This window comes from Streptomyces sp. NPDC002176, assembly GCF_044903645.1.
Classification (GTDB): domain Bacteria; phylum Actinomycetota; class Actinomycetes; order Streptomycetales; family Streptomycetaceae; genus Streptomyces.
The window spans coordinates 113,704-138,945 of the sequence record NZ_JBJDQW010000002.1; the positions used below are offsets into that span (position 1 = coordinate 113,704).

General features: G+C 70.9%; 29 protein-coding genes and 1 riboswitch. Of the genes, 1 reads left to right on the plus strand and 28 read right to left on the minus strand.

The features are described 5' to 3' along the window. Positions 1-28: 28 nt before the first annotated feature. From ACI2LY_RS08735 to rpsB, 11 genes are all read right to left on the minus strand, one after another. Positions 29-1,051, minus strand: a complete 1,023-nt coding sequence (locus ACI2LY_RS08735) for an ABC transporter ATP-binding protein (protein WP_404706581.1) — start codon at positions 1,049-1,051, stop codon at positions 29-31. After that, on the minus strand, positions 1,051-2,652 hold the full coding sequence (locus ACI2LY_RS08740; RefSeq protein WP_404707289.1) for an ABC transporter permease: 1,602 nt from the start codon (positions 2,650-2,652) through the stop codon (positions 1,051-1,053). Before ACI2LY_RS08740 ends, ACI2LY_RS08735 begins: the two co-directional genes overlap by 1 nt. A gap of 56 nt (positions 2,653-2,708) precedes the next feature. Further along, positions 2,709-3,782: a thiamine ABC transporter substrate binding subunit gene (locus ACI2LY_RS08745; protein ID WP_404706582.1), complete on the minus strand. Its 1,074-nt coding sequence runs from the start codon at positions 3,780-3,782 to the stop codon at positions 2,709-2,711. A gap of 80 nt (positions 3,783-3,862) precedes the next feature. Next, a riboswitch (TPP riboswitch) is annotated at positions 3,863-3,970 on the minus strand. 41 nt (positions 3,971-4,011) lie between these two features. Beyond that, on the minus strand, positions 4,012-5,118 hold the full coding sequence (gene rlmN, locus ACI2LY_RS08750) for a 23S rRNA (adenine(2503)-C(2))-methyltransferase RlmN (protein WP_388994799.1): 1,107 nt from the start codon (positions 5,116-5,118) through the stop codon (positions 4,012-4,014). An 83-nt stretch (positions 5,119-5,201) separates the two neighbouring features. Next, positions 5,202-5,690, minus strand: a complete 489-nt coding sequence (locus ACI2LY_RS08755; RefSeq protein WP_404706583.1) for a hypothetical protein — start codon at positions 5,688-5,690, stop codon at positions 5,202-5,204. After that, a complete protein-coding gene (locus tag ACI2LY_RS08760; protein ID WP_393912868.1) occupies positions 5,687-6,322 on the minus strand; it encodes a hypothetical protein in 636 nt (211 codons plus the stop codon). Before ACI2LY_RS08760 ends, ACI2LY_RS08755 begins: the two co-directional genes overlap by 4 nt. A gap of 215 nt (positions 6,323-6,537) precedes the next feature. Next, positions 6,538-7,578, minus strand: a complete 1,041-nt coding sequence (locus ACI2LY_RS08765; protein ID WP_404706584.1) for a phosphatidate cytidylyltransferase — start codon at positions 7,576-7,578, stop codon at positions 6,538-6,540. After that, the gene (gene frr / locus ACI2LY_RS08770; protein ID WP_026248385.1) at positions 7,578-8,135 is read right to left on the minus strand and encodes a ribosome recycling factor; all 558 of its coding nucleotides are present in this window, start codon (positions 8,133-8,135) and stop codon (positions 7,578-7,580) included. Before frr ends, ACI2LY_RS08765 begins: the two co-directional genes overlap by 1 nt. 179 nt (positions 8,136-8,314) lie before the next feature. After that, on the minus strand, positions 8,315-9,073 hold the full coding sequence (gene pyrH / locus ACI2LY_RS08775) for a UMP kinase (RefSeq protein WP_388994808.1): 759 nt from the start codon (positions 9,071-9,073) through the stop codon (positions 8,315-8,317). Positions 9,074-9,265: 192 nt separating this feature from the next. Continuing rightward, positions 9,266-10,102, minus strand: a complete 837-nt coding sequence (tsf, locus tag ACI2LY_RS08780) for a translation elongation factor Ts (protein ID WP_388994811.1) — start codon at positions 10,100-10,102, stop codon at positions 9,266-9,268. Positions 10,103-10,248: 146 nt separating this feature from the next. Then, complete coding sequence (gene rpsB, locus ACI2LY_RS08785; protein WP_393912866.1) at positions 10,249-11,154, minus strand: 30S ribosomal protein S2; 906 nt, start codon at positions 11,152-11,154, stop codon at positions 10,249-10,251. A 271-nt stretch (positions 11,155-11,425) separates the two neighbouring features. Here rpsB and ACI2LY_RS08790 point away from each other — a divergent pair, with 271 nt between their 5' ends. Next, positions 11,426-12,004, plus strand: a complete 579-nt coding sequence (locus ACI2LY_RS08790; protein WP_404706585.1) for a peptidoglycan DD-metalloendopeptidase family protein — start codon at positions 11,426-11,428, stop codon at positions 12,002-12,004. Here the strand turns inward: ACI2LY_RS08790 and ACI2LY_RS08795 are convergent. The 17 genes from ACI2LY_RS08795 to ACI2LY_RS08875 form a co-directional block, all read right to left on the minus strand. Continuing rightward, positions 12,001-12,558, minus strand: a complete 558-nt coding sequence (locus ACI2LY_RS08795; RefSeq protein ID WP_404707290.1) for a TetR/AcrR family transcriptional regulator — start codon at positions 12,556-12,558, stop codon at positions 12,001-12,003. The two genes, ACI2LY_RS08790 and ACI2LY_RS08795, sit on opposite strands and share 4 nt — an antisense overlap. A 65-nt stretch (positions 12,559-12,623) precedes the next feature. Then, positions 12,624-13,466: an RNA polymerase sigma factor WhiG gene (gene whiG / locus ACI2LY_RS08800; protein WP_404706586.1), complete on the minus strand. Its 843-nt coding sequence runs from the start codon at positions 13,464-13,466 to the stop codon at positions 12,624-12,626. Positions 13,467-13,810: 344 nt separating this feature from the next. After that, positions 13,811-14,968, minus strand: coding sequence for a DNA-processing protein DprA (gene dprA, locus ACI2LY_RS08805; RefSeq protein WP_404706587.1), 1,158 nt, complete (start codon positions 14,966-14,968; stop codon positions 13,811-13,813). After that, entirely contained in the window at positions 14,965-16,590 is a 1,626-nt protein-coding gene (locus ACI2LY_RS08810) for a YifB family Mg chelatase-like AAA ATPase (RefSeq protein WP_404706588.1), read from the minus strand. Before ACI2LY_RS08810 ends, dprA begins: the two co-directional genes overlap by 4 nt. Further along, positions 16,591-16,956, minus strand: coding sequence for a YraN family protein (locus tag ACI2LY_RS08815; RefSeq protein WP_404706589.1), 366 nt, complete (start codon positions 16,954-16,956; stop codon positions 16,591-16,593). A 106-nt stretch (positions 16,957-17,062) separates the two neighbouring features. Then, positions 17,063-17,371, minus strand: coding sequence for a DUF2469 domain-containing protein (locus ACI2LY_RS08820; RefSeq protein ID WP_018544766.1), 309 nt, complete (start codon positions 17,369-17,371; stop codon positions 17,063-17,065). A gap of 56 nt (positions 17,372-17,427) precedes the next feature. Next, entirely contained in the window at positions 17,428-17,940 is a 513-nt protein-coding gene (locus ACI2LY_RS08825; protein ID WP_404706590.1) for an NUDIX hydrolase, read from the minus strand. Then, the gene (gene lepB / locus ACI2LY_RS08830; RefSeq protein WP_404706591.1) at positions 17,930-18,673 is read right to left on the minus strand and encodes a signal peptidase I; all 744 of its coding nucleotides are present in this window, start codon (positions 18,671-18,673) and stop codon (positions 17,930-17,932) included. Before lepB (ACI2LY_RS08830) ends, ACI2LY_RS08825 begins: the two co-directional genes overlap by 11 nt. Before the next feature lie 190 nt (positions 18,674-18,863). Then, a complete protein-coding gene (gene lepB / locus ACI2LY_RS08835; protein WP_404706592.1) occupies positions 18,864-19,769 on the minus strand; it encodes a signal peptidase I in 906 nt (301 codons plus the stop codon). Beyond that, on the minus strand, positions 19,735-20,841 hold the full coding sequence (gene lepB, locus ACI2LY_RS08840) for a signal peptidase I (protein ID WP_404706593.1): 1,107 nt from the start codon (positions 20,839-20,841) through the stop codon (positions 19,735-19,737). The genes lepB (ACI2LY_RS08835) and lepB (ACI2LY_RS08840) overlap by 35 nt, the downstream gene beginning before the upstream one ends. After that, positions 20,834-21,529 carry a signal peptidase I gene (lepB, locus tag ACI2LY_RS08845; protein ID WP_404706594.1) on the minus strand — a complete coding sequence of 232 codons (696 nt, stop codon included), beginning with the start codon at positions 21,527-21,529 and terminating at the stop codon, positions 20,834-20,836. Before lepB (ACI2LY_RS08845) ends, lepB (ACI2LY_RS08840) begins: the two co-directional genes overlap by 8 nt. Positions 21,530-21,574: 45 nt before the next feature. Beyond that, positions 21,575-21,925: a 50S ribosomal protein L19 gene (rplS, locus tag ACI2LY_RS08850; RefSeq protein ID WP_384366787.1), complete on the minus strand. Its 351-nt coding sequence runs from the start codon at positions 21,923-21,925 to the stop codon at positions 21,575-21,577. Between the two features lie 138 nt (positions 21,926-22,063). Further along, entirely contained in the window at positions 22,064-22,894 is an 831-nt protein-coding gene (gene trmD / locus ACI2LY_RS08855; protein WP_404706595.1) for a tRNA (guanosine(37)-N1)-methyltransferase TrmD, read from the minus strand. Continuing rightward, positions 22,891-23,466: a ribosome maturation factor RimM gene (gene rimM / locus ACI2LY_RS08860; protein WP_404706596.1), complete on the minus strand. Its 576-nt coding sequence runs from the start codon at positions 23,464-23,466 to the stop codon at positions 22,891-22,893. The genes trmD and rimM overlap by 4 nt, the downstream gene beginning before the upstream one ends. Before the next feature lie 82 nt (positions 23,467-23,548). Beyond that, positions 23,549-23,788, minus strand: a complete 240-nt coding sequence (locus tag ACI2LY_RS08865) for an RNA-binding protein (protein WP_404706597.1) — start codon at positions 23,786-23,788, stop codon at positions 23,549-23,551. 5 nt (positions 23,789-23,793) lie between these two features. Then, complete coding sequence (gene rpsP / locus ACI2LY_RS08870) at positions 23,794-24,216, minus strand: 30S ribosomal protein S16 (RefSeq protein ID WP_161147810.1); 423 nt, start codon at positions 24,214-24,216, stop codon at positions 23,794-23,796. A 278-nt stretch (positions 24,217-24,494) separates the two neighbouring features. Beyond that, on the minus strand, positions 24,495-25,094 hold the full coding sequence (locus ACI2LY_RS08875; protein ID WP_030808564.1) for a hypothetical protein: 600 nt from the start codon (positions 25,092-25,094) through the stop codon (positions 24,495-24,497). Positions 25,095-25,242: the final 148 nt, after the last annotated feature.

A 25,242-nucleotide genomic window follows, 5' to 3' on the forward strand; every position in this document is an offset into this window, starting at 1 on the left:
GGGGGCGGGCCGCTGCCATGTGCGTGGGTCAGCCGAGGACGACGGTCTCCGCCGCGTCGAACTCCACCCCGACCTCGGCGCCGGTCTCGGGCGCGTCGCGCAGCGGGCAGGCCGCCTCCAGGTGCGGGCCGCCGTCGGCGGGCCGGAGCCGGAGCGCCACATGGGTGCCCCGGAAGGTACGCGCGGTCACCGTGCAGGCCAGCCCCTCACCGACGGCCACGAGCCGCACCCCGGCGGGCCGCACCAGCAGCTCCCCGGCACCCTGCGGCGACCCCTCGGGCACGGGCAGCTTGCCCCAGGGAGTGTCGGCGGCCGCCCCGGTGACGCTCGCCGGGACCACGTTCTCGAAGCCGAGGAACCTCGCCACGAAGGCGTCGGCCGGTCGGCGCCACACCTCCAGCGGGGTCCCCGACTGCGCGATCCGCCCGTCCCGCATCACCACCACCCGGTCGCCCAGCGCGAACGCCTCGCCCTGGTCGTGGGTGACGGCGAGCACGGTGGTGCCCAACCGGCCGAACAACTCCCGGAGTTCGACCACCAGCCGCTCCCGCAGCGAGCGGTCCAGCTGCCCGAGCGGCTCGTCCAGCATCAGCAGCCTCGGCCGGGGCGCGAGCGCCCGCGCGAGAGCCACCCGCTGCTGCTCACCGCCCGAAAGACCGGCCACCGCCCGCCGGGCCGCCCCGGGCAGCCCGACCAGCTCCAACAACTCCCCCACCCGCTCGTCCCGTTGGGTCCTGGGCAGGCCGTGCATCCGCAGCCCGAAAGCGACGTTGCCGCCCACGTCCCGCTGCGGGAACAGCTGATGGTCCTGGAACATCAGCCCGACCCCGCGCCGGTGCGCGGGCACCCCCGCCTGGTCCCGGCCGTCGAGCAACACCCGTCCGGAGTCGAGCGGTTGGAGTCCGGCCACGCTCCGCAGCAGGGTCGACTTGCCGCTGCCGCTCGGTCCGAGCACGCACACCACCTCGTGCTCGGCGACCCCGAGGTCCACCGTGTCGAGCACCGGCCGCCCGCCGAGACGGACGGTCGCCTCCTCGAGGCTCAGCAGCATCAGAACTCCCCCGTCCGGTCGGTGCGCAGCCGCTCCAGGACGAGCAGCGCGGCCGCGCAGACCACCATCAGAATCGTGGAAAGGGCCATCGCCTGGCCGTAGTTCAGCTCTCCCGGACGGCCCAGCAGCCGGGCCACCGCCACCGGGAGCGTGGGGTTGTCGGGCCGGGCGATGAACACGGTCGCCCCGAACTCACCCAGCGACACGGCGAACGCGAACCCGGCCGCGACCAGCAACGCCCGCCGCACCAACGGAAGATCGACCTCCCGCCACACCCGCCAGGGCGAGGCGCCGAGCACCGCCGCCGCCTCCCTGAGCCGGGTGTCCACCGCCCGCAGCACCGGCAGCATGGTCCGTACGACGAAGGGGGCGCCGACCAGGGCCTGGGCCAGCGGCACCAGGAACCAGGACTGGCGCAGGTCCAGCGGCGGCTCGTCCAGCGCGATCAGGAAGCCGAAGCCGACCGTCACGGCGGAGACACCGAGCGGCAGCATCAGCAGGGCGTCGAACCCGCGTACCAGCCGCCCCGCGTCCCGCCGGGCCAGCGCGGCCGCGGCGAGCCCGCCGACGACCAGGGCGATGCCGGTGGCGGCGACCGCGTACTCCAGCGAGGTCCACACCGCGTGCAGCGGCGCCACCAGGAACGTACCGCCGTCGGCGTCGGCGAGCGCCCGGTAGTAGCCGAAGTCCGGCGCGTCCAGGGAGCGGCGCACCAGCACGCCGAGCGGCAGCACCAGCAGGACCGCGATGGTGGCGAGGACCCCGCCGAGCAGCGTCCACTGTCCGGCGCCGCGCGGACGGCGGGCGGTGCCGGAGGCATCGACCAGGCGCAGCGCGGTCTCCCGGCGCCGGACCGTCCAGGCGTGCACGGCGAGGATCGCGCCGACCGCGGCGAACTGCACCAGGGTGAGGACGGCGGCCGTGGTCAGGTCGAAGACCTCGGAGGTCTGCCGGTAGATCTCCACCTCCAGGGTGGAGAAGGTGGGCCCGCCGAGGATCTGCACCACACCGAAGGAGGTGAAGGTGAACAGGAACACCATCAGCGCGGCGGCGGCCACTGCGGGCGCCAGCGCAGGCAGGGTGACCTGGCGCCAGGCGCGCAGCGGGGACGCGCCGAGCATCCGGGCGGCCTCCTCCTGCCGAGGGTCCAGCTGTCCCCACAGTCCGCCGACGGTACGGACGACGACGGCGTAGTTGAAGAAGACGTGCGCGAGCAGGATCGCCCACACCGTGGTGTCCAGCCGCACGCCCCACAGCTCGTCCAGCAGTCCGCCGTGGCCGACCAGGGCGAGGAACGCGGTGCCGACGACCACCGTGGGCAGCACGAACGGCACGGTGACCACGGCCCGCAGCACCTGTTTGCCGGGGAACTCCAACCGGGCGAAGGCGTAGGCGGCGGGCAGCGCGATCAGCAGGGTGAGCGCGGTGGAGGCCAGCGCCTGCCAGGTGGTGAACCACAGCACGTGCCGGATGTCGGAGCGGCCCAGCACCTCGGCGAACCGCCCGAGGTGCCAGGTGCCGTCGGCCTTGAGCCCGCGCGCCGTGATGGCGGCGACGGGCCAGGCGAAGAACAGCGCGAAGAACGCGACGGGCAGGGCCATCAGCCCCAGCCGCGCCGCGCTCCCGCGCGGGTGGCTGCGCCGTGCGGCTGCTTCGGCTACTTCAGTACGAGCGACGTCCACGAGCTGACCCACTGGTCGCGGTTGGCGGCGATCTTCTCAGGCGCCATGGTCTCCGGGTCCTTGGCGGCGGGCCCGTTCGCGGTGAACTCGGCGGGGACCTTCGCGTCCTTGATCACCGGGTACACGAACATGTTCAGCGGCATGTCCTGCTGGAACTGCCTGGACAGCAGGAAGTCGAGGAACGCCTTGCCGCCCTTGGGGTTCTTCGCGTGGTTCAGCAGCCCGGCGAACTCGACCTGCCGGAAGCAGGTGCCCTCGGAGACGCCGGTGGGGGCGGTCTTCGGCTTCTTCTTGGCGTAGATCACCTCGGCGGGCGGCGAGGAGGCGTACGACACGACGAGCGGCCGGTCACCGCCCGCCTTCCTGCCCTCGGAGGAGCCGGAGAACTCCTGGTAGTACGCCTGCTCCCAGCCGTCGACGACCTTGACGCCGTTGGCCTTGAGCTTCTTCCAGTACCCCTCCCAGCCCTTGTCGCCGTAACTCGCGGCGCTGCCGAGCAGGAAGCCGAGGCCGGGCGAGGAGGTGGCGGCGTTCTCGGTGACCAGCAGGTTCTTGTACTTCGGGTCCGCGAGGTCGGCGAAGGTGCGCGGCGGCTTCAGCTTGTGCTCGGTGAAGTACGCCTTGTCGTAGTTGACGCAGATGTCGCCGTGGTCGACGGGGGTGACCCGGTGCTTGGCGGGGTCCAGCTGGAAGGCGGGGTCGACCTGGCCGAGGCCCTTGGCGGCGTACGGCTGGAAGAGGCCGTTGTCGAGGGCGCGGGAGAGCAGGGTGTTGTCGATGCCGAAGAAGACGTCGCCCTGGGGGTTGTCCTTGGTGAGGACCGCCTTGTTGACGGCCTGCCCGGCGTCGCCGTCCTTGAGGACGCGCACCTGGTAGCCGGACTGCTTCTCGAAGTCCGCGATCACGTTCTTGGACGCGGCCCACGAGTCGTGGCTGACGAGGGTCACGGTCTTGGTGTCCGCGCTCCCCTTGGTGTCGGTGGACCCGCACGCGGAGAGCGTGAGCAGGCCGAGGCCGACCGCCGCGGCCACGAAGGTCTTGGTGTGCACTGGTGGTCCTCCTGGGGTGGGCCAGGAAGAGACGCGGCCCTGCCCGGACTCCGCGCGGGAGCCCGGGCAGGGCGCAACAGCTTGAGTGATGACCGAACTTCCTACCCAGAATGACCTGGGCGAGGTTCAGAGGGTCTGCGGCCTGGTTGCCGCACTCTCAGCGCTGTGGCGCTCCCCTGTCGGAATATGTAGATGTATGACCGTGTGAAGTTGTGCTGACCGGTTCAGGTTACCGCTCGGTGGCGGCGAGCTGACCACACGCCCCGTCGATCTCCTGACCGCGGGTGTCCCGGACCGTCACCGGCACGCCGTGCGCCGCGATGGCCGCCACGAACGCCTTCTCGTCCTCGGGGCGGGAGGCGGTCCACTTGGAGCCGGGGGTGGGGTTGAGCGGGATCAGGTTGACGTGCACGGGCTTGCCCTTGAGCAGTCGGCCGAGCCGGTCACCGCGCCACGCCTGGTCGTTGATGTCCCGGATCAGCGCGTACTCGATGGACAGCCGACGCCCGGACTTCTCCGCGTACTCGAACCCGGCGTCCAGCACCTCGCGCACCTTCCACCGCGTGTTCACGGGGACGAGGGTGTCGCGCAGCTCGTCGTCGGGGGCGTGCAGGGAGATCGCCAGCCGGCACTTGAAGCCCTCGTCGGCGAAGCGGTGGATGGCGGGGACGAGGCCGACGGTCGACACGGTGATCCCGCGCTGCGAGAGGCCGAGGCCGTCGGGGGCGGGGTCGGTGAGGGCCCGGATGGAGCCGACGACGCGCTTGTAGTTGGCGAGCGGCTCGCCCATGCCCATGAAGACGATGTTGGAGAGCCGCGCGGGCCCGCCGGGAACCTCTCCGTCCCGGAGCGCCCGCATGCCGTCCACGATCTGGTGCACGATCTCGGCGGTGGACAGGTTCCGGTCCAGCCCCGCCTGTCCCGTCGCGCAGAACGGGCAGTTCATCCCACACCCGGCCTGCGAGCTGATGCACATGGTGACCCGGTCCGGGTACCGCATCAGTACCGACTCCACGAGCGTGCCGTCGAACAGCCGCCAGAGCGTCTTACGGGTGGTGCCCTGGTCCGTGGCCAGATGCCGGACCACCGACATCAGCTCAGGAAACAGCGCCTCCCGCAGCTTCTCCCGCGAACCGGCCGGGATGTCCGTCCACTGCTCGGGGTCGTGCGTGTACCGCGCGAAGTAGTGCTGCGAGAGCTGCTTGGCGCGGAACGGCTTCTCCCCCGCCTCCGCGACAGCATCCTTCCGCTCCGCGGGCGAAAGGTCAGCGAGATGCCGCGGCGGCTTCTTGGCTCCGCGGGGGGCGACGAAAGTGAGTTCTCCGGGCTTGGGCATGGTGGTACCAGTGTCTCAGATCGACTTGGGGTGCCTGGCCAGAGCGGGGTGGGAGTGGTCACCCACCCCGCCAGGCGCCACGATCAAACGGTGTCGATCTGCCACGCGATGACGCCCACGGAACCCTTGACGCCGTCGGCATCGATGCGTACCTGCTCGGGCGCCGTGATCCGCTGCTGCACGATCGACCGATCGCAGGGCACCTCGGCACTCGGACCGACACTCGCAGGAGTCAGCGTGACGCGGGCACTACCGCTGCCGACGCACACGAGACTGAGCTTGTACGTCTTGCCCTTGCTGAGCAGCGGCTCAGTGTGGATGCCATCGCTTACCCGCTCCACTCCAGCCTCGACCTTCGTCCCGCCGCCCACCGCGGCAAGGACACCCTGAGCCTCGGCGGTGAGCTTCTTCTCCCGGGCGTCAACAGTGTCGTGAGACGCGCCGACGGCCGGGGACGAGGCTGGCCCAGTGGAGTCACCGTCGCCACCACCAGAACTGCACGACGCCAGCAGCAACACCGAGACGGTCACAGCACCGGCGGCGAGCCAGGCCCGCGGAATCGTATGGGTCATGATGAGGTTTCCCAGTACTTCCAGCCGGTCTCGGAGGTGGGCAGCGTCGCCGACCCATGCCCGATCTCGACACCGCCGCAGTTGCCGCCGCTGCCGGAACGGTACTTCTTCCAGGTCACCTTGTAGCCCCAGGAACCGTACTGCAGATGACCGTACTTACCCCTGGCGATTTCACGGGAGTACGTGTGCCCGGTGGTGACCGTGACGCTACCGCCGACCTTCACACTGACGCTGGCCTTGGCTTTCGCCACGACCCCGCTGGCCTCGAACTCGCCCGTGCCCGTCACCTCGGCGGAGATGGTCCCTCCCTTGGTCACGACCACGGTCATCGTGCCGCCCGGCCCATCTTTGTACTTGGTGCCGTTCCACCAGGACGGAACGTGAACGGCCTTCTTGGACTTGATGCTGTACCACGTGGAAGGCCGGTCGCACAGACTCGGCGACTCCTCACCGACCGGCTGGTCGTCCGCACCCTCCCAGTCCTGCCTGTCATTGATGTCCGCGGTCTGTTCGGCAGGTATCGCCGTACTGTCGGCCGGCACTTCCTCCGCTCTTGCGGTATTGGCTGCCGTGAGGCAGAGAAGCGAGGCCGCGGCAGCGCCGGTCAGAGCGCGCCATGTACTGATGCCCATGTGACACCTTTTCTGGTGGACCGCCCCCGTGGCGATCGAGCACTTGGACACTATGGTCTAGACATGTGCATGACCCTCGGAACAGAGATGCTCTGAGGAGAACTTGAGGATCTACGTCCCTCCGGCCCCGTCAGGAGCGATGAGCTCTGCCCCGCTGACACCAACGGGCCCTGCTCTCCGACCGGAGAGCAGGGCCCGAGGACCGAGTGCGGGGTTCAGGAACCCACGAACGCCACCATCAGCAGCCACACCACCGGGGCCGTAGGGAGCAAGGAGTCCAGGCGGTCCATGATTCCTCCGTGGCCGGGGAGGAGGGTGCCCATGTCCTTGATGCCGAGGTCGCGTTTGATCATGGACTCGCCGAGGTCGCCCAGCGTGGCGCTGGCCGCGACCGCGAGGCCGAGGACCAGGCCCTGCCACCAGGCGCCGTCCTCGATCAGGAACTGCATGCACAGCGCGCCCGCGACCATGGCGAAGGCGATCGCGCCCATCAGACCCTCGCGGGTCTTGCCGGGGCTGATGCGCGGAGCCAGCTTGTTCTTGCCGAAGCGCCAGCCGACCGCGTACGCGCCGGTGTCGCTGACGACGGTGAGCAGCAGGAACGTCAGCACCCGCCAGGGCCCGTCGTCGGCGGTGAGCATCATCGCCACGAACGTCGCCAGGAACGGCACGTAGAACGCGGCGAAGACACCGGCCGTGACGTCCTTGAGGTAGCCCTCCGGCGGCTGGGCCATGCGCCAGACCAGCACCGCGAGCGCGGTCAGCGCCATGGCGACCCAGGCACCCTCGGCGCCGCGCGCGTACCCGGCGACCACCATGGCCGCACCGCCCACCGCGAGCGGCACCAGGGGTGCCTTGATCCCCTTGCGCTCCTGGAGCCGACTGGTCAGCTCCCACAGCCCGACGACCACCGCGACGGCGACGACACCGACGAAGACCGCCTTGACGACGAACAGCGAGGCGATGATCACCACGCCGAGTCCGACGCCGACGCCTATGGCCGCGCTCAAGTCACGGCCCGCGGTCTTCTTCGGCGCGGGCACCGGCTGCGGGGAGTCGGGCATCGGGTCGTCGTCCTGGTCTCCGCCATACGCGGGTACGTCGGGCACGCTGGGCATGAGGTGAGTCTGCTGCGCCTCGGGCGCATCGTATGCGGGACCCGCCGTGACAGCCCCCTGGGCAGGCCCACCCGCGGTGGGCCCCCAGTACCCGGCCTGCCCCGCCTGCGGCGGCGCCCCCCAGGAAGAGTCGCTCATCAGACTTCGAGCAGCTCCGCTTCCTTGTGCTTGAGCAGCTCGTCCACCTGCGCCACGTACTTCGCGGTCAGGTCGTCGAGCTCCTTCTCGGCGCGGCGGCCCTCGTCCTCGCCGACCTCGCCGTCCTTGATCAGCTTGTCGATGGCGTCCTTGGCCTTGCGGCGCACGGAGCGGATCGAGACCTTGGCGTCCTCGGCCTTGTGCTTGGCGACCTTGATGTAGTCGCGGCGGCGCTCCTCGGTCAGCTCGGGGAACACCACACGGATGATGTTGCCGTCGTTGCTGGGGTTGACGCCCAGGTCGGAGTCACGGATCGCCTGCTCGATGTTGCGCAGCGCGCTCTTGTCGAACGGGGTGACCACGGCCATGCGCGGCTCCGGCACGGAGAACGAGGCCAGCTGGTTGATCGGCGTCGGGGCACCGTAGTAGTCGGCCACGATCTTGTTGAACATCGCCGGGTGCGCACGGCCGGTGCGGATCGCGGCGAAGTCCTCCTTGGCGACCACGACGGCCTTCTCCATCTTCTCCTCGGCTTCGAGGAGGGTCTCTTCGATCACCACTTGCTCCTGCGTGTCTTGAGTGAGGCCCGGCTGCGATCCCCGATCGGGCGGCGGCCGGCTGCGTCGCGTCTGCTTCCTGCACGGTTCCCGACCGGCAGGACATTGTCCATCCCCCGGCCGGGGCGCGTCCCGTCCATGCTCCGGACGGGGTCGCGCCCATAAGACGGGGTCGCCGGTCAGTCCCGGCTGCTCTGGTCACCCACGAGCGTGCCGATCTTCTCACCCTTGACGGCCCGCGCGATATTGCCCTCCGCCAGCAGCTCGAACACGACGATCGGCAGGCTGTTGTCCCGGCACAGGGTGACGGCGGTGGCGTCGGCGACCTTGAGGTCGCGGGTGATGACCTCGGCATAGCCGAGCGCGTCGAACTTGACGGCGTCCGGGTTGGTCTTGGGGTCGGCGTCGTAGACCCCGTCCACGCCGTTCTTGCCCATGAGCAGCGCCTCGGCGTCGATCTCCAGGGCGCGCTGGGCGGCGGTGGTGTCGGTGGAGAAGTACGGCATGCCCATGCCCGCGCCGAAGATGACCACGCGGCCCTTCTCCAGGTGGCGCACGGCACGCAGCGGGATGTACGGCTCGGCGACCTGGCCCATGGTGATGGCGGTCTGCACGCGGCTGTCGATGCCCTCCTTCTCCAGGAAGTCCTGGAGGGCGAGGCAGTTCATCACGGTGCCGAGCATGCCCATGTAGTCGGAGCGGGCGCGGTCCATGCCGCGCTGCTGGAGCTCGGCGCCGCGGAAGAAGTTGCCGCCGCCGATCACGACCGCGATCTCGGCGCCGTCACGCACGACGGCGGCGATCTCACGGGCGATCTTGTGCACCACGTCGGGGTCGACGCCGAGGCCACCGCCGCCGGAGAACGCCTCTCCGGACAGCTTCAGCAGAAACCGGCCGTGCAGTTTGCCGTCGTCGCTCTTCTGGGCCTTGGTGGTCATGGGGATCCCGCCTCTTTCACGTGTCGCACATACGAAGAAGGCCATTGCCGGTGGGGTCGGTTCTCGCTCCCATGCGCGGCAATGGCCTCCTCGTCAGATCTGCTGCCGTCCGCCGCCTGGCTCACGGATGGCGGTCCGCGCGGACGACTGCTGTCGACCCTATCGGGGTCGCGCGTCGATCGCGGTACGGACTCAGATGCCGACCTTGATGCGCGAGAAGCGCGTCAGGGTGACACCGGCCTCGTCCAGAACCTTCTGGACGGACTTCTTGTTGTCCAGGGCGTACGGCTGGCCGAGCACCGTGGCGTCCTTGAAGAAGCCGTTGAGGCGACCCTCGACGATCTTGGCGATCGCGGCCTCGGGCTTGCCCTCGGCGCGGGTGGTCTCCTCGGCGATGCGACGCTCGGACTCGACGACGTCGGCCGGCACGTCCTCCTTGGAGAGGTACTTCGGCGCGAACGCGGCGATGTGCTGGGCGATGCCCTTGGCGACCTCGGCGTTGGGCTTGTCCAGCTCGACGAGGACACCGATCTGCGGGGGCAGGTCGGGCATCGTGCGGTGCATGTACGCGGAGACGTAGCCGTCGGTGAACTGCGCGAAGCGGTCCAGGACGATCTTCTCGCCGAGGTTGGCGTTGGCCTCGTCCACGAACGCCTGGACGGTCTTGCCGGGCTCGATCTCGGAGGCGAGGAGCGCCTCGATGTCGGCCGGGGAGGTCTTGGCGACGTGCTCGGCGATGGCCTTGGCCACGGCCTGGAACTTGTCACCCTTGGCGACGAAGTCCGTCTCGCACTTCAGCTCGACGAGGACACCCTCGGAGTTGTCGTCGGCGATGATGGAGACCACGGCGCCGTTCTCGGCGGAGCGGCCCTCGCGCTTGGCGACGCCCTTCTGGCCCTTGATGCGCAGCGCCTCGACGGCCTTGTCGACGTTGCCCTCGGCCTCGTCCAGCGCCTTCTTGCAGTCCATCATGCCGGCGCCGGTGAGCTCACGGAGCTTCTTGACGTCGGCGGCGGTGTAGTTCGCCATGAGTCAGTGAGTCTTTCTGGAAGTCTTGGAAGGACGGAGATCCGCACGGGCCCGCGATCGGCTGGTGGCCGGTCGCGGGCGTCATGTCGGCCTGCGGGTGACGGGCGGGGGCGGGGTTCATGCCGCCCCCACCGTCAGCTCCGGTGTCAGGCCTGCTCGGCCTTGGGGGCCTCGGCCTCGACCTCGGCGGCAGCCTCTTCGACGGCCTCGGAGACCGGGGCGTCGGGGGCCGGCGACTCGGCGGCGATCTCGACGGCCTCGGCGGCCTCGTCGGCCTTCTTCTCGCCCTCGAGCAGGTCGCGCTCCCACTCGGCCAGCGGCTCGGCCGCGGCCTTCTCGCCCTTGTCACCGGTGGCGACGCGCGAGCGGGAGATGAGGCCCTCGGCGACGGCGTCGGCGATCACGCGGGTGAGCAGGGTGACGGAGCGGATCGCGTCGTCGTTGCCCGGGATCTTGTAGTCGACCTCGTCGGGGTCGCAGTTGGTGTCGAGGATGGCGACGACCGGGATGTTGAGCTTCCGGGCCTCGCCGACCGCGATGTGCTCCTTCTTGGTGTCCACGATCCAGACGGCGCTGGGCACCTTGGACATCTCGCGGATACCACCGAGGGTCTTCTCGAGCTTGGCCTTCTCGCGGGAGAGGACCAGCAGCTCCTTCTTGGTCAGACCGGAGGCGGCGACGTCCTCGAAGTCGATCTGCTCGAGCTCCTTGAGGCGCTGCAGACGCTTGTAGACAGTCGAGAAGTTGGTGAGCATGCCGCCCAGCCAGCGCTGGTTGACGTAGGGCATGCCGACGCGGGTGGCCTGCTCGGCGATGGCCTCCTGCGCCTGCTTCTTCGTGCCGACGAACATGACCGTGCCGCCGTGGGCGACGGTCTCCTTGACGAACTCGTAGGCGCGGTCGATGTACGACAGCGACTGGAGCAGGTCGATGATGTAGATGCCGTTGCGCTCGGTGAAGATGAAGCGCTTCATCTTCGGGTTCCAGCGACGGGTCTGGTGACCGAAGTGGACGCCGCTCTCCAGCAGCTCCCGCATCGTGACGACGGCCATGGCCATCTCCTTGAGTTTCTCGGTTGTGCCGCGTCCGCCGGACGGCGGTCGCGCCTGACGCCCGCGGTGCGCCGTGCCGCGAAGGACCGAGGGGCGCTTGTACGAGCCCTGTGACGGGCTTCGTACCGGGGCGTGCGAAGTCGACCCGGTGACCCGGATCGCCAGAAGAAGTGTACGTGACCGCCAGGGCGCCGGGTGACGCCGCTGTCCACAACCGGCTGGTTGTCCACAGGTCCCGGCGGGTTCCGGCGGCGAGCGAAAGACTTCTCGCATGCGACGACTGGTGCGATACCTACTGAACTGGACAGTCCTGCCCCTGCTGTTGACCTGTGCCGTGCTGGCGCCCCTGGCCTGGGCCGACCCGGCGCCCCCGGAGAGACCGCCTGGTGAGCGGGTGCCCGCGCTGGCCCGCGTCTGGCCGGTGGGGTCGCGTCCGGCGGTGCTGCGGGGCTGGGAGCCACCCGCCACCGTGTACGCCGCCGGGCACCGGGGCGTGGACCTGGCGGCGACGCCGGGCGCCCCGGTGCGGGCGGTGGCGGCGGGCCGGGTGTCGTTCGCGGGGCGGGTCGCGGGCCGGGGCGTGGTCGCGGTGGCCCTGGCGGGCACGTCGTTACGGACGACATACGAGCCGGTGCGGGCCGAGGTGAAGCAGGGCGCGGAAGTCCGGGCCGGGGAGGTGGTGGGGAGGGTGGAGGGCACCGGGTCGCACTGCCTGGACGCGTGTGTGCACTGGGGGCTGCTGGACGGGGAGACCTATCTGAATCCCCTGGACCTGCTGCCACCGTGGCTGCTCGGGCACGGCCCGTCCCGGCTGCTTCCGGTACTGGGAGTCCCGGTGCCGCCGGGCTAGCCCCGGACGCCCCGCAGGACCATGGCGACCGCCGCCTCGGTGATCGCGTCGGGATGCTCGGCCGCGCCGAGTTCGATCCGGCGCACGGCCGCGTCCACGACGCCCTGGAGCAGCATCGCGGCGAGCCGGGGCTCCTCGTGCCCGAGGTCGGCCAGCGCCTCGACGATCATCGCCACCAGCCCGCCGTGCGCGGCCCGGATCTTCTCCCGCGCCCCGGCGTCCAGTTCGCTCGCGGAGATCGCCACGACGGCCCGATGCCGACGGTCCCCCACCAGGGCCAGCTGGCGGCGCACATACGCCTCGACCTTGCCCTCGGCTGTGGGCTCGTCGCCCATCGCGGTCTCGACCTCCGCCGCCCAGACGGGGAAGTCGACCTCGCACAGCTCCTCGACCACGGCTGCCCGCGACCGGAAGTACTCGTACACCGACGACCTGGCAAGACCGGTGCGCTCCGCCAGCGCGGGGAAGGTCAGCGCCTCCGTCCCGCCCTCGGACAGCAGGGTCCGGGCCGCGTCCAGCAGGGCGGCTCGCTGCATCGACCGGTGCTCGGCCACGGAGGCCGCTCGAATCCTTGGCACGCCCTCCACTTTACGGACCGGCCGCGAAACGCGGCAGGAGGTCAGCGTCCGAAGCTCGCCAGCTTGGCTCTCAGCTGGAGCACCGACTTGGTGTGGATCTGGCTGACCCGGCTCTCGGTGACACCGAGGACGTTGCCGATCTCGGCGAGGGTGAGGCCCTCGTAGTAGTAGAGCGTGACCACGGTCTTCTCGCGGTCGGGCAGCGTGTTGATGGCCCGCGCCAGGAAGCGGCGCAGCTCCCGGTCCTCGGCCACCTCGACCGGGTTGTCGGCGGCGGTGTCCTCCAGGGTGTCCATGAGGCTGAGCCGGTTCCCGCCTTCGCCGCCGACGTGCAGCAGCTCCTCCAGCGCGACGACGTTGGCGAGGGACAGCTGGCTGAAGACGGCGTGCAGCTCCTCGACCTCCACACCCAGCTCGGCGGCGACCTCCTGCTCGCTCGGGGTGCGCCGCAGCTTCGCCTCCAGTGCGGCGTAGGCCCGCTCGTAGTTGCGCGCCTTCTGCCGGACCGAGCGGGGAATCCAGTCCAGCGCCCGCAGCTCGTCGATCATGGCGCCGCGGATGCGGGTGATCGCGTAGGTCTCGAACTTGATCTCGCGGTCGATGTCGAACTTCTCGATCGCGTCGATGAGTCCGAACACCCCGGAGGAGACGAAGTCGGCCTGCTCCACGTTGGGCGGCAGCCCGACGCTGACCCGGCCCGCCACGTACTTGACCAGCGGCGAGTAGTGCAGGATCAGCTGCTCCCGGAGGCGTTCGTCCCCCGTCGCCTTGTACGACCGCCACAGCTCGTCGAGCGTCGAGGGAGCGGGCGGCCGCACGCTGCCGCCGTCGCGGGCGGCTGGGGGGGCCGCCGCCCGGTCGGAGCCGGAGGTGTGCTGGGGCATTCGTCGCCTAGTGCCGTTCTGCCGTGAAGTGCCGTGAACTGCCGTGCCGTAGGTGGGGGAAGCGGGGTAGGGGCTGGACGCCGGGTCTTCGGTGGGGTGCGGGCGCGGGGGGCCGCGCGGGTCCGTGCGGGATCGGGCCTGCCCGTCCGCACCGGAGCTTTCGTGAGCGTAGCGTGACTGAGGAGTCGCGGTGTGCGAACAGTGGGGCACCACCCGTGCGCGCACCCCTGTACGAGGCCGCTCCCCCGCGTCACCCGGTTCGCTCAGCGTGACCACCGATGGGCGTCAACTCCGGTGAATCCCAAGGGCGTAGGGGATTCCCCCGGACGGCCGAACACCCTCGGTCAGGGCGGGTGCGGGTCTTTCCGGACCGGGCGGAGCGCCTGGCGTGTCAACTTCCAGCCGTCGTCGTGTCGTTCGACATAGCCAAGCGCTCGAAGCTCGTACAGCCGGGCGACCGCCTCCTCGCGAGTGGTGCACGCCTCACGGGCGATCTCCGCAGGGCGGGCCGCGCGGGCGGCGGGCAGGGCGGCGAGGACGGCCGCCGCCTCGGGGTCGAGCAGATCGCGCGGGAGCACCGGGCCGTGCCGGGACGGGGCCAGCTCGCCGATCTCCCCCACGAGTTCCACGACGTCCGCCGCGTCGCTGACGAGGACCGCCTCCCCGCGCAGCAGCTCGTGCACCCCGGCGGAGAGCGCGCTGGTGACGGGGCCGGGTACCCCCATGGTGTGTCTGCCGAGCCGCTGGGCGGCGCGGGCCGTGACCAGGGAACCGCTACGGCACGCGGCCTCCACGACGACTGTGCCCCGCGTGAGCGCGGCGATCACCCGGTTGCGTACGACGAACCGGTTCGGTGTCGGATGGTCCCCCGGCGGCAACTCCCCGATCACCAGACCCTGTTGGGCGATCCGGTCGATCAGCGCGGTGTGCCCGCGCGGGTAGGGCCGGTCGACCCCGCAGGCCAGCACGGCGACGGTGGCACCCTCCGCCGCGAGGGCACCCCGGTGGGCGGCGCCGTCGACCCCGTACGCCCCGCCGGAGACGACCACCCAGCCCCGCTCGGCGAGCCCGGCGGCGAGGGTGGCCGCCACATGGGCGCCGTACTCGGTGCAGGCGCGGGCGCCCACGACGGCCACCGAGCGCAGCGCCCACATCCGCAGTCCGGGCCGCCCGCGCACCCAGAGGCCCACCGGGCGGCCGTCGCCCAGGTCGTCCAGCTGGGCGGGCCACTCGGCTTCCCCCGGACACACGAACCGTGCCCCGGCCTCCCGCGCGGCCGCCAGGTCCGCCTCCGGCTCGGCGCGCGCCGCTCGCGCCAGCAGCCCCCGCCAGCGGGTGCCGCTCACCCCCGGCAGAGGGTCGCCGCCCTCCCGCAGCCGCCGCACCACCTCCGGCACCCCGAACAGCCGCAGCCACCGTCCGCCGATGTCGTCGCCGGGTTCGATCACGCGGGTGAGGAACACCCGCCCGGTCCGCTCCTCCTCCGCACGGTCCGCCGTCACGCCAGGGCTCCGATGGCCATGGGGACGCCTCGGGGGACGCCGGTGCGCAGCTGCAGGGCGAGGGCCACGTCGTTGGCGTCCGGGCGGTCGTGTCCGAGCAGGTCGGCGACGGTCCACGCCACCCGCAGCACCCGGTCGATGCCGCGCGCGGTGAGCACGCCCCGCTCCAGATTGCGTTCGGCGTCGTCCATCGCGCCCGCGACGGCGTGGAAGCGGCTGCGCAGCTCCCTGCCCGGCACCTCGCTGTTGGTGCCCCACGGGGTCCCGGCCAGCCGGGCCGCCGCCCGCTGCCGGGCCTCGCGCACCCGGTCGGCGACGGTCGCGGTGGACTCGCCGCGCGCACCGGGGTCGGTCAGCTGGGCCCGGGTCACCGGGTCGACCTCGACCCGCAGATCCACCCGGTCCAGCAGCGGGCCGGAAAGACGGGACTGGTAGCGGCGGATCGCCGAGGGCGGGCAGTCGCACAGGGAGTCGCGCTGGGAGAACCGCCCGCAGGGGCAGGGGTTGGCCGCGAGGACCATCAGGAACCGCGCCGGGAACCGCACCACGCCCGCGCTCCGCGCGATCACCACGTGCCCGGACTCCAGCGGCTGCCGCAGGGCGTCCAGCGTCCTGATGTGGAACTCGGGCGCCTCGTCGAGAAACAGGATTCCTTTGTGGGCCAGGGAGACGGCGCCGGGCCGGGCGATGCCGGGGCCGCCGCCGACCAGCGACTGCATGGTGGCCGAGTGATGCGGGGCGCAGTAGGGCGCCACGTCGATGAGCGGTTTGCCCGGTGGGAGCAGTCCGGCCACCGAGTGCACGGCCGTGACCTCGAGCGAGTCCTGCCGGGTGAGCGGAGGCAGTACGGCGGGGAGCCGTTCGGCGAGCATCGTCTTGCCCGCGCCCGGCGGCCCCTCCAGGAAGAGATGGTGACCGCCTGCCGCGGCCACCTCCACGGCGGTGCGCGCCGAGGTCTGGCCCACCACGTCGGCCAGGTCGTGGCCCTGGTCGTGCTGGGCGGCTCCGGCGCTGTGCATACCGGTGGCCGAGCCCGTGCCGGGCATCCGGAGACCGGCGAGGAGCGGATCGGGGCGCCCCGGGACGTCCGGCTCCTCGTCGGGCACCGGTTCGTCGGCGAGGACGGCGATCAGCTGGCGCAGACTGCGCACACCGAGCACGGACACCCCGGGCACGAGCGCGGCCTCGGCCGCGGCGCACTCCGGGACGACCACCTGGGTGTACCCGGCGTCGGCGGCGGCCAGTACCGCGGGCAGGATGCCCCGGACCGGCCGGACCCGGCCGTCGAGACCGAGTTCACCGATCATGACGATGTCGGCGAGCACCCTGGGATCGATGCGCTCGGCGGCACCGAGCACGGCACTGGCGACAGCGAGATCGAAGCCGGAGCCGGCCTTGGGCACCGAGGCCGGGCTCAGTCCCACGGTGAGTTTCTTCTGCGGCCACTCGCCGCCGGAGTTCACCACGGCGGCCCGGACCCGGTCCCGGCTCTCCGTCAGGCTCTTGTCCGGCAGCCCCACCAGGGTGAAGGCGGCCACTCCGGGCTCCAGGTCGGCCTGGACCTCGACGAGGACCCCCTCGACTCCGACCAGGGCCACCGAGCAGGTGCGGGCGAATCCCATTCAGGCCACCCCCCGCGCATGCTCCACGGTGGGCGCCCCGCGCCGGGGCAGCAGCACCCCGACCAGATCGACCCGGACCCCGCCCGGCGGTGCCCCGCCATGCGCGTGGACCCATCGCTCGGCCAGATCCAGGAGCCGTCGTGCCTTCTCGGGCGTGACGGCGGCCATCGGGTGCTGGAAGCCGCCGCCGCTGCGGGTCTTCACCTCGCAGACGACCAGCGTGGCGCCGTCCCGCGCCACGATGTCGATCTCTCCGGAGCGCCCACAGCGCCAGTTGCGCTCCAGGATGCTCATCCCGGCCTCGGTCAGCCGCCGCGCGGCCAGATCCTCGCCGTACCTGCCCAGTCCACCACGTGCCTTGTCCATGTCGGCACCACCTCCGGCACCCACCGTGACGGGGCACGCCGAAAGATGTGGATCTTGGTGGACGGAGCCGAGCTTGTGGAAAACTCCGCCACCCGTGCGGGTGAACTCAGCCGCTCGGCAACTCCAGATCGCTCTTGTTCAACTCCTCGATGTTCACGTCCTTGAACGTCAACACCCGAACCTGCTTGACGAACCGCGCCGGGCGGTACATGTCCCACACCCAGGCGTCAGCCATCGTCACCTCGAAGAACACCTCGCCCTGAACCGAGTGCACCTGCATCTCGTAGTCATTGGTGAGGTAGAAGCGCCGTTCCGTCTCGATCACGTATTTGAACAGACCGACGACGTCTCGGTACTCCCGGTAGAGCTTCAGCTCCATCTCGGTCTCGTACTTCTCGAGGTCCTCGGCGCTCATGGCATGTTCCCCTTCAGCCGTGCGATCCCCCCATTGTGCGCCAGTCCGGCGAACCCTCAGACGATTTCCGTGTCCAGGGTCACGGGTGTGGCCGGGGGACCCTCGTCGAGCAGCGTGCGCAGCAGCCCGGCGAGTCTGGTCGGGTACACCGTCTCATGCGCCCGCTCGAGTTCCCGGCACGTCCACCAGCGCGCTCCCGACACACTGCGCCGCTCCAGCTCGGTCAGCCCCAGGGCGGCCGTCGCCGTCTGCGTCGTACGCGCCAGGTAGTACCACTCGTCCTGGTCCCAGCGGCGCCCGGCGAACGGGAAGGAGCACCGGCGGCGCCACAGCACCGGACCCAGCTCGACCTCGGTGATCCCGGTCTCCTCGACCAGTTCCCTGAGCGCGGCCTGCTCGCGGGTCTCGACGCCCTCCACACCGCCGCCGGGGGTGAACCACCAGTCGTCGGCCGGATCGTCCGGCTCATGCCCGTGCAGCAGCAGGACGCGGTCCTCGGGGTCCAGCAGCACCACGCGGGCGACCTTGCGCAGCCCGCCCGCGTAGGTGTCCGGGGCGTCAGCCGACATGGACGGGCTCCGCGCCGGTCCGGGCGCGGGACCGGCCCACGCGCGCCGCGATCGGGCCGTAGGCGGCACCGCCCAGCACCAGCACGGCACCGGCGACGATCATCGCCTCGATGAAGGGCAGCGGACCCGGCCGGGACAGCGTGCCCATCGCCTCGAACCCGGTCGGCCGGGCGAGCATGCCCCGCATCGGCCAGACCACGGAGTCCACCCGGGCGGCCACCGCGCTCCGGCTCACCGTGCCCCCGGCGGCATCGCTCAGATGGGCGGTGGAGTCCAGCGAGCCCTGGCGTTCGTCACCGAGCAGGAAGAGCCTCCCCTTCGGCACGGTCACCGTCGGAAAGCCCTGGACCTCGGCCGGGGCGCCCTTGGGCAGGTAGGGCTCGTCGACCGGCTTGCCGTTGACGGTGAGCTTGCCGTCGGTGCAGCAGGCGACGGTGTCCCCGCCGACCGCGACGACCCGCTTGACCACGTCGGAGCCGGTCACCCAGGTCTTGTCGCTGAACACCACCACGTCACCCCGGCGCACCTCCGCGCCGTCGACCCGCTGGGCCAGCACCCGGTCCCCGGCGTCGATGGTCGGGGCCATCGAGCTGGTGGGCACGGTGTACGGACGGTAGGTCACCGCCGCCCAGCCGAAACCGGCCAGGAAGAGCAACAGGCCCACGGCCACCGCCACGCCCGACAGCACTCCGCCGAGGCCCCCCTTGGACCCCTCGCCTGCGGCACTTCCCATGTCGTCTCCCGGTCCCCTCCGCCGGGCTCGCCCGGCCTGCCACGCTCGATCCGCTCTTGGTAGCACACCGGGCCGGAAAGCCGCGAGGGCGGTGTCCCCCGGTGACCGGTTCTTCACCGGGTCTCCGGGAAACACCGCCCTCGGGCGTGTCCTCGGGGATGTCCGTGGGGCGCACCGAAGTGCGCCGGGCTCACCCCTCGCGCGCGGCCTCGGCGGCGGGGCGGGCGGCCTTGCGGCGGCGCCACACGGCGATCGGCAGCACACCCGCGACGGCGGCCGCACCAGGCGCGTACGGCAGCGAAGCGGCGGCGGAGTTCTGCTTGTCCAGGCCCGGCTGGTCGAAGGTGTCCGGGATCGGCAGGGTGCCCCAGCGGTTGACGGGCCACGCCTTCACGATCGCCCGGCCGACGACGTCCTTGACCGGCACCATGCCGTGGTTCTCGTCGGTCTGGTTGTACCGGGAGTCCCGCGAGTTCTGGCGGTGGTCGCCCATCACCCAGATGTAGCCCTTGGGCACCTTGACCTTGAACTGGCCGCCCTGGTCGTCCACGCTGCACGGCGTGTTGCCGGGGTAGACGTACGGCTCGTTCAGCGCCTTGCCGTTGACCTTCAGCGGGCCCGCGCCCTCGCACTCGACTGTGTCGCCGCCGACCCCGATCACACGCTTGATCAGGTCCTTCTCCTCGGCGGACGGCATCAGACCGATCCAGCTGAGGCCCTTCTGGATGGCGTTCTGCTCCGGCGTGGGCTCGCCCGCCAGCCACTGGGCCGGGTCGTGGAAGACGACGACCTCGCCGCGCTCGGGCTTGGAGCCGAACCAGGGGGTGAGCTTGTCCACCAGGACGCGGTCACCCTGCTGGAGGGTGTTCTGCATCGAGTCGGAGGGGATCGAGAACGCCTGCACCAGGAAGGTCTTGATCAGCAGGGCCAGTACCAGCGCGATACCGACCAGGATCGGCAGTTCCTTCCAGAAGGAACGCTGCTTCGCCGGCCTGCGGGCCGCGTCGCCGCTGCCGCCGCCGTCCTCGTCGGTCCGCGGGGGGCGGCCGGGCGGGGTGCCGTCACCGGCCGCCGCGAAGCCGTTCCCGGAGTTCACGGCGCCGTCCGGGGCCGAGGCGTCGGACCCCACGGGGTGCCCGCGGTGCTCCTCGCCGTCGTGCCCCGACCGTGCGCCAACCGCCACATCCCCCACGCCAACTCCTTACTCTGTGCCGCCGCCTGCCCCATACACGGTGCAGGCCCACCACTCCCATAACGAGCGGGAGTTCCGCAGGGGTCGGGAGCTGGGTCAGTCCGTTCGGGTCGTCGGAGGCAACCCTATGCGACGGCGCGGGGACCGCAGCCGCCCCGGCGGCCGCGTCGGTGACGCTTGCGAAGGTTTTAGGTTCCTCCAGGCGCGTCCAGTGCGCGAAGGGCCAGCCGATGAACATCGCCCGGCCGACGACCGACTCCTCGGAGACCGTCCCGCCGTACGTGTCCTGGTGATAGCGGGAGTCGGCGGAGTTGCCGCGGTGATCGCCCATCACCCACAGGCGGCCCTTGGGCACCGTGATGTCGAAGGAGCTCGCGGAGGGGGCGTTGCCGGGGTAGATGTAGGCGCCCTCGGTGAGCGGGGCGCCGTTGACCGTGACCCGGCCCTCGGCGTCGCAGCACTTCACATGGTCGCCGCCGACCCCGATGACCCGCTTGATCAGGTCCTTCTCGTTGTCGGAGGGGAGCAGGCCGATGAAGGTCAGCCCCTCCTTCACCTGCTTGACGCCCACGGGGTCGTTCTTCTTCGGCGTCTCCTCGCCGGTCAGCCAGCCGCCCGGATCGTGGAAGACGACCACGTCACCGCGGGCCGGGCGGGAGCCGAACCAGGGGGTGAACTTGTCGACCAGCACCCGGTCCCCGATCCGGATCGTCTGCTCCATCGAGCCGGACGGGATCACGAACGCCTGCACCAGGAAGGTCTTCAGCACCAGCGCGATCAGCACGGCGACCCCGAGCAGCAGCGGGATCTCCCGCACCGCCGACCGTCTGCGCTTGCGCTTCACCCTGCGCTGCAGCTTGCGCCGCTCCGCGCGCGACCGGCCGGGGCTCGGCCTGCCGGTCCGGCGGGCGCCGGTGGGCAGCAGATTCTCGGCGGCCGCGCCGGACACCCCGCGCGGCCTGGCCCGGTTACCCATGCGCGGCCTCCGCGGCAGGTACGTGCGCGTAGGCGCCGGGGCGCTCGATGCGCGTCCAGTGGCCGTACGGCCAGACGATCCAGTCGGCGCGGCCCACCACGTCGGTCACCGGGACCATGCCGCCACCGGGCGAGCCGAGATGGTCACGGGAGTCGCTGGAGCGGGCGCGGTGATCGCCGAGCAGGAAGAGACGGCCCTCGGGCACCACCACGTCGAAGGGCACGTCGGACGCGCTGTTCCCCGGATAGAGGAACGCCGTCTCGTCGACCGGGCGGCCGTTCACCTCGATCCTCCCCTCCCTGTCGCAGCAGACCACATGGTCGCCTCCCACCCCTACAACGCGCTTGACGTAGTCCGCGTGCCCGAAGTACTCGGTCCCGTCGAACACCACCACGTCACCGCGGTCCGGCCGGGCACCGAAACGGTACGCCAACTTGTTTACGAGAACGCGGTCCCCGATCCTCAATCCGCCCTCCATGGAACCGCTCGGGATCTCGAACGGCCGCACCACGAACGTGCTCAGGACGAGCAGGAAGGCCAGGCAGGTGAGGAGGAGCAGGGTGAACCGGCCGCCCGGCAGCCACTCGGCGAGCCGGTCCACCAACGCGAAACGCGACCGGTCCCGCGCACCCGGAATTCCGGGTGGGCGGGAGCGGTCGCGTTCCGTCGGCTGAGCTTCGGTGTCCATCGGGGCCAGATGCTATCCGGCCCCGCCATGACTCCGGGAAGGCGCTCAGTTGTCGCGCTTCTCCTTGATCTTCGCGGCCTTGCCGCGCAGCTCACGGAGGTAGTACAGCTTGGCGCGGCGCACGTCACCACGGGTGACGAGCTCGATCTTCTCGACGATCGGGGTGTGCACCGGGAAGGTGCGCTCGACGCCGACGGAGAACGAGACCTTGCGGACCGAGAAGGTCTCGCGGACGCCCGAACCCTGGCGGCGGATCACGACGCCCTTGAACTGCTGCACACGCGAGCGGTTGCCCTCGATGACGCGGACGTGCACGTTGACGGTGTCACCCGGGCGGAAGGCCGGGATGTCGGTGCGCAGCGACGCGGAGTCGACGGTGTCGAGCAGGTGAGACATTTCGTCTGCTTTCTTCGCTGATGCCACAGGTCATCAACGGAACTAGATGTTCGAAGAGGTCTGCCGTGCGGGTCGGAACGGGCGTCGTGTCCCCCTGCGGCAGGGGCGCACGCCGGACGGACGCACAACAGCGACCTATTATTCCACGCCGTCGGTCCTGCGCCAAAATCGCCCGAACGAGTGTCCCTCCGGGTCCGGGGCCCAGCCCAGGATGGAGAGCATCTCCCGGTCCTTCTTGTCGAGGGTCGCGGGGTCGCAGCGCTCGATCAGGTCGGGCCGGTTGGCGGTGGTCCGGCGCATCGCCTCGTCCCGCCGCCAGCGCGCGATCTTCCCGTGGTGGCCGCTGAGCAGCACGTCCGGGATCTCGCGGCCGCGCCACTCGGGCGGCTTGGTGTAGATGGGGCCTTCCAGGAGGTTGGCCATGGCGCCGGGGGCGAAGGAGTCGTCCTGGTGGGACTCGGCGTTGCCGAGGACGCCGGGCAGCAGCCGGGCCACGGCCTCGGTGACGACCAGCACGGCCGCCTCGCCGCCCGCGAGGACGTAGTCCCCGATGGACACCTCGTAGACCGGCATCCGGGTCGCGTACTCGTCCATGACCCGGCGGTCGATGCCCTCGTAACGCGCCGGGGTGAAGATCAGCCAGGGGCGCTCCGACAGCTCGACGGCGAGTTCCTGGGTGAAGGGGCGGCCGCTGGGGGTCGGCACGATCAGGGCGGGGCTGTGCGCGCCCGACTCGTAGCCGTCGGCCAGGACCGTGTCCAGGGCGTCACCCCAGGGCCCGGTCTTCATGACCATGCCGGGGCCGCCGCCGTAGGGGGTGTCGTCGACCGTGTTGTGCCGGTCGTAGGTCCAGGAGCGCAGGTCGTGGACGTTCACGTCGAGCCGGCCGCGTGCGCGGGCCTTGCCGACGAGGGAGACGTTCAGCGGTTCCAGGTACTCCGGGAAGATCGTGACGACGTCGAGCCTCATGCGTCGTCGTCCTCGGCCGAAGCCTCGTCCTGCTCCGCGTCGCGGGCCGAGGCGATCTCGGCGCGGTCGTCGATCAGGCCGGGCGGCGGGGTGATGACCGCCTTCTGCTCGGCCAGGTCGATCTCGCTGACGATCTCCTCCACGAACGGGATCAGCACCTCGCTGCCGTCCGGGCGCTCCACGATGAAGAGGTCCTGGGAGGGCAGGTGGGAGATCTCGGTGATCCGGCCGACCTCCGTGCCGTCCGCGGTGACCACGTCGAGGTCGATCAGCTGATGGTCGTAGTACTCGTCCTCGTCGTCCGGCATCTCCTCCGGGTCGACGTCGGCGATCAGCAGCGTGTTGCGCAGCGTCTCGGCGGCCGTACGGTCGCCGAAGCCCTCGAAGCGCAGGAGGAGACGGCCGCTGTGCACGCGGCCGGTGGCGATGGTGAGCGGCCCGACGGACGCCGGGTCGGTGGCCAGGACGGCGCCCGGCGCGAGCCGCGACTCCGGCTCGTCGGTACGCACCTCTACGGTGACCTCGCCCTTGATGCCATGGGCACGGCCGATCCGTGCGACTACCAGCTGCACGAGTACAGATCTCCTGTCATACGACTACGGGCCGGGGACGGCCCAGTGGCCCTCCCCGGCCCGAGCCGGTTGCTATGAAGCGTCAGCGGACGTGGTCCACGTCGACGAGGTCGACACGGACACCGCAGCCGCCGATGGCGCCCACGACGGTACGCAGAGCACGCGCGGTGCGGCCGTTACGACCGATCACCTTACCGAGGTCCTCGGGGTGCACCCGAACCTCCAGCACGCGCCCGCGGCGCAGGTCACGCGAGGCGACCTGCACATCGTCGGGGTTGTCGACGATGCCCTTCACGAGGTGCTCAAGCGCCTCTTCGAGCATGCTGCTCAGGCCTCGGTCGACTCGGCGGACTCAGCGGCCGCCTCGTCCTTCTTCTCAGCCTTCTTCTTCTGGGTGATGGCCTCACCCTTGTTGTCGTCGGCGGAGCCCAGGGCCTCGAACGACGGACGCTCCGGCTTCGGCGCGGCCACGAGCAGCGGCGCGGGGGCCGGCTCGCCCTTGAACTTCTGCCAGTCGCCGGTCTTCTTCAGAATGGCGAGCACCGGCTCGGTCGGCTGCGCGCCGACGCTCAGCCAGTAGGCGGCGCGGTCGGCGTCCACCTCGATGACCGACGGGTTGTAGGTCGGGTGGTACTTGCCGATCTCCTCGATGGCCCGGCCGTCACGGCGGGTACGGGAGTCGGCGACGACGATGCGGTAGTGAGGCGAACGGATCTTGCCCAGACGCTTCAGCTTGATCTTGACTGCCACGGGAGTGAGTTCTCCTGGTTTTGACGTGTGTTGGGCACGGCGGAGTTGCCGCGTGGGGTTGCGGTACCCGAGTGCCCGATGGACGCGTCAGCCGGAGGAGAGAGGGGTCCTGTGCGACTGTCGAGTACAGCTTGCCATTGTGCCACACCCCGCGGGGCCGTCCGGGACGGGGTCGGCGATCTTGCGCATGCCTGTGGAGCACTCGGCGCTACCCCTGCGGCACGGCCGCCCGCAGGGTGAAGGAGAGCTGAGTACGGCTGCCACGAGCAGCCGCGTGGTCAGCTCGCCGCGGCCACCGCCTCCGGGATACGGAACGGCTTGCCGCAGCCGCCGCACATGATCGGCGCCTGCGCCAGGACCGAGGGGACCACCCGGACGTTGCGGCCGCAGTCGCAGACCGCCTTCACCCGGACACCGCCCCCGGAGGAGCCGTGCCGCGCGGCCGGACCCCGGAAGGTGCGCGAGGTGTCGGCGGAGGTGGCCACCGTGTGCGCCTTCAGCGCGCGCTGCAGGCGGTCGATGGTCGGACGGTAGCGCCGCTTGGCCTCGGGGTTGAGCGTGACCAGTGAGAAACCGCTGCTCGGATGCGGCTCCTCGGGGTGGTCCAGGCCCAACTCCTCGGCGACGGCGAGGAAACGGCGGTTGTGGTAGCGGCCCGCCCGGGAGGTGTCGCGCACCCCTCGGGACGCGGCGATGCCGTGCACCGCCTCGTGCAGCAGCCGCTCGAAGGAGAGTTCGTGCCCGCACGCGGACGACGACTCCCCGATCAGGGATTCCGGTGCGGCGAGGTCGGGCAGCTCGGGGTGGTACCGCTGAATATCGGCCCACGCCTGCGCCAGCTCCGCGGCGAGAACAGGTGGTGTCTGTGTCGTGCTCACGTAATGACAACGAGCGGGGGTGCCGCTGTGTTCCTATTCCGGGGCATCTCAAATATTTTGCACCTACCCGTCAGTTGTCGCCGATGCGTCCTGACGAGGGCGGGTCCGCCGTTTCACGGAGAAGCCTCACAGCTCCTCCCAAGCCGGT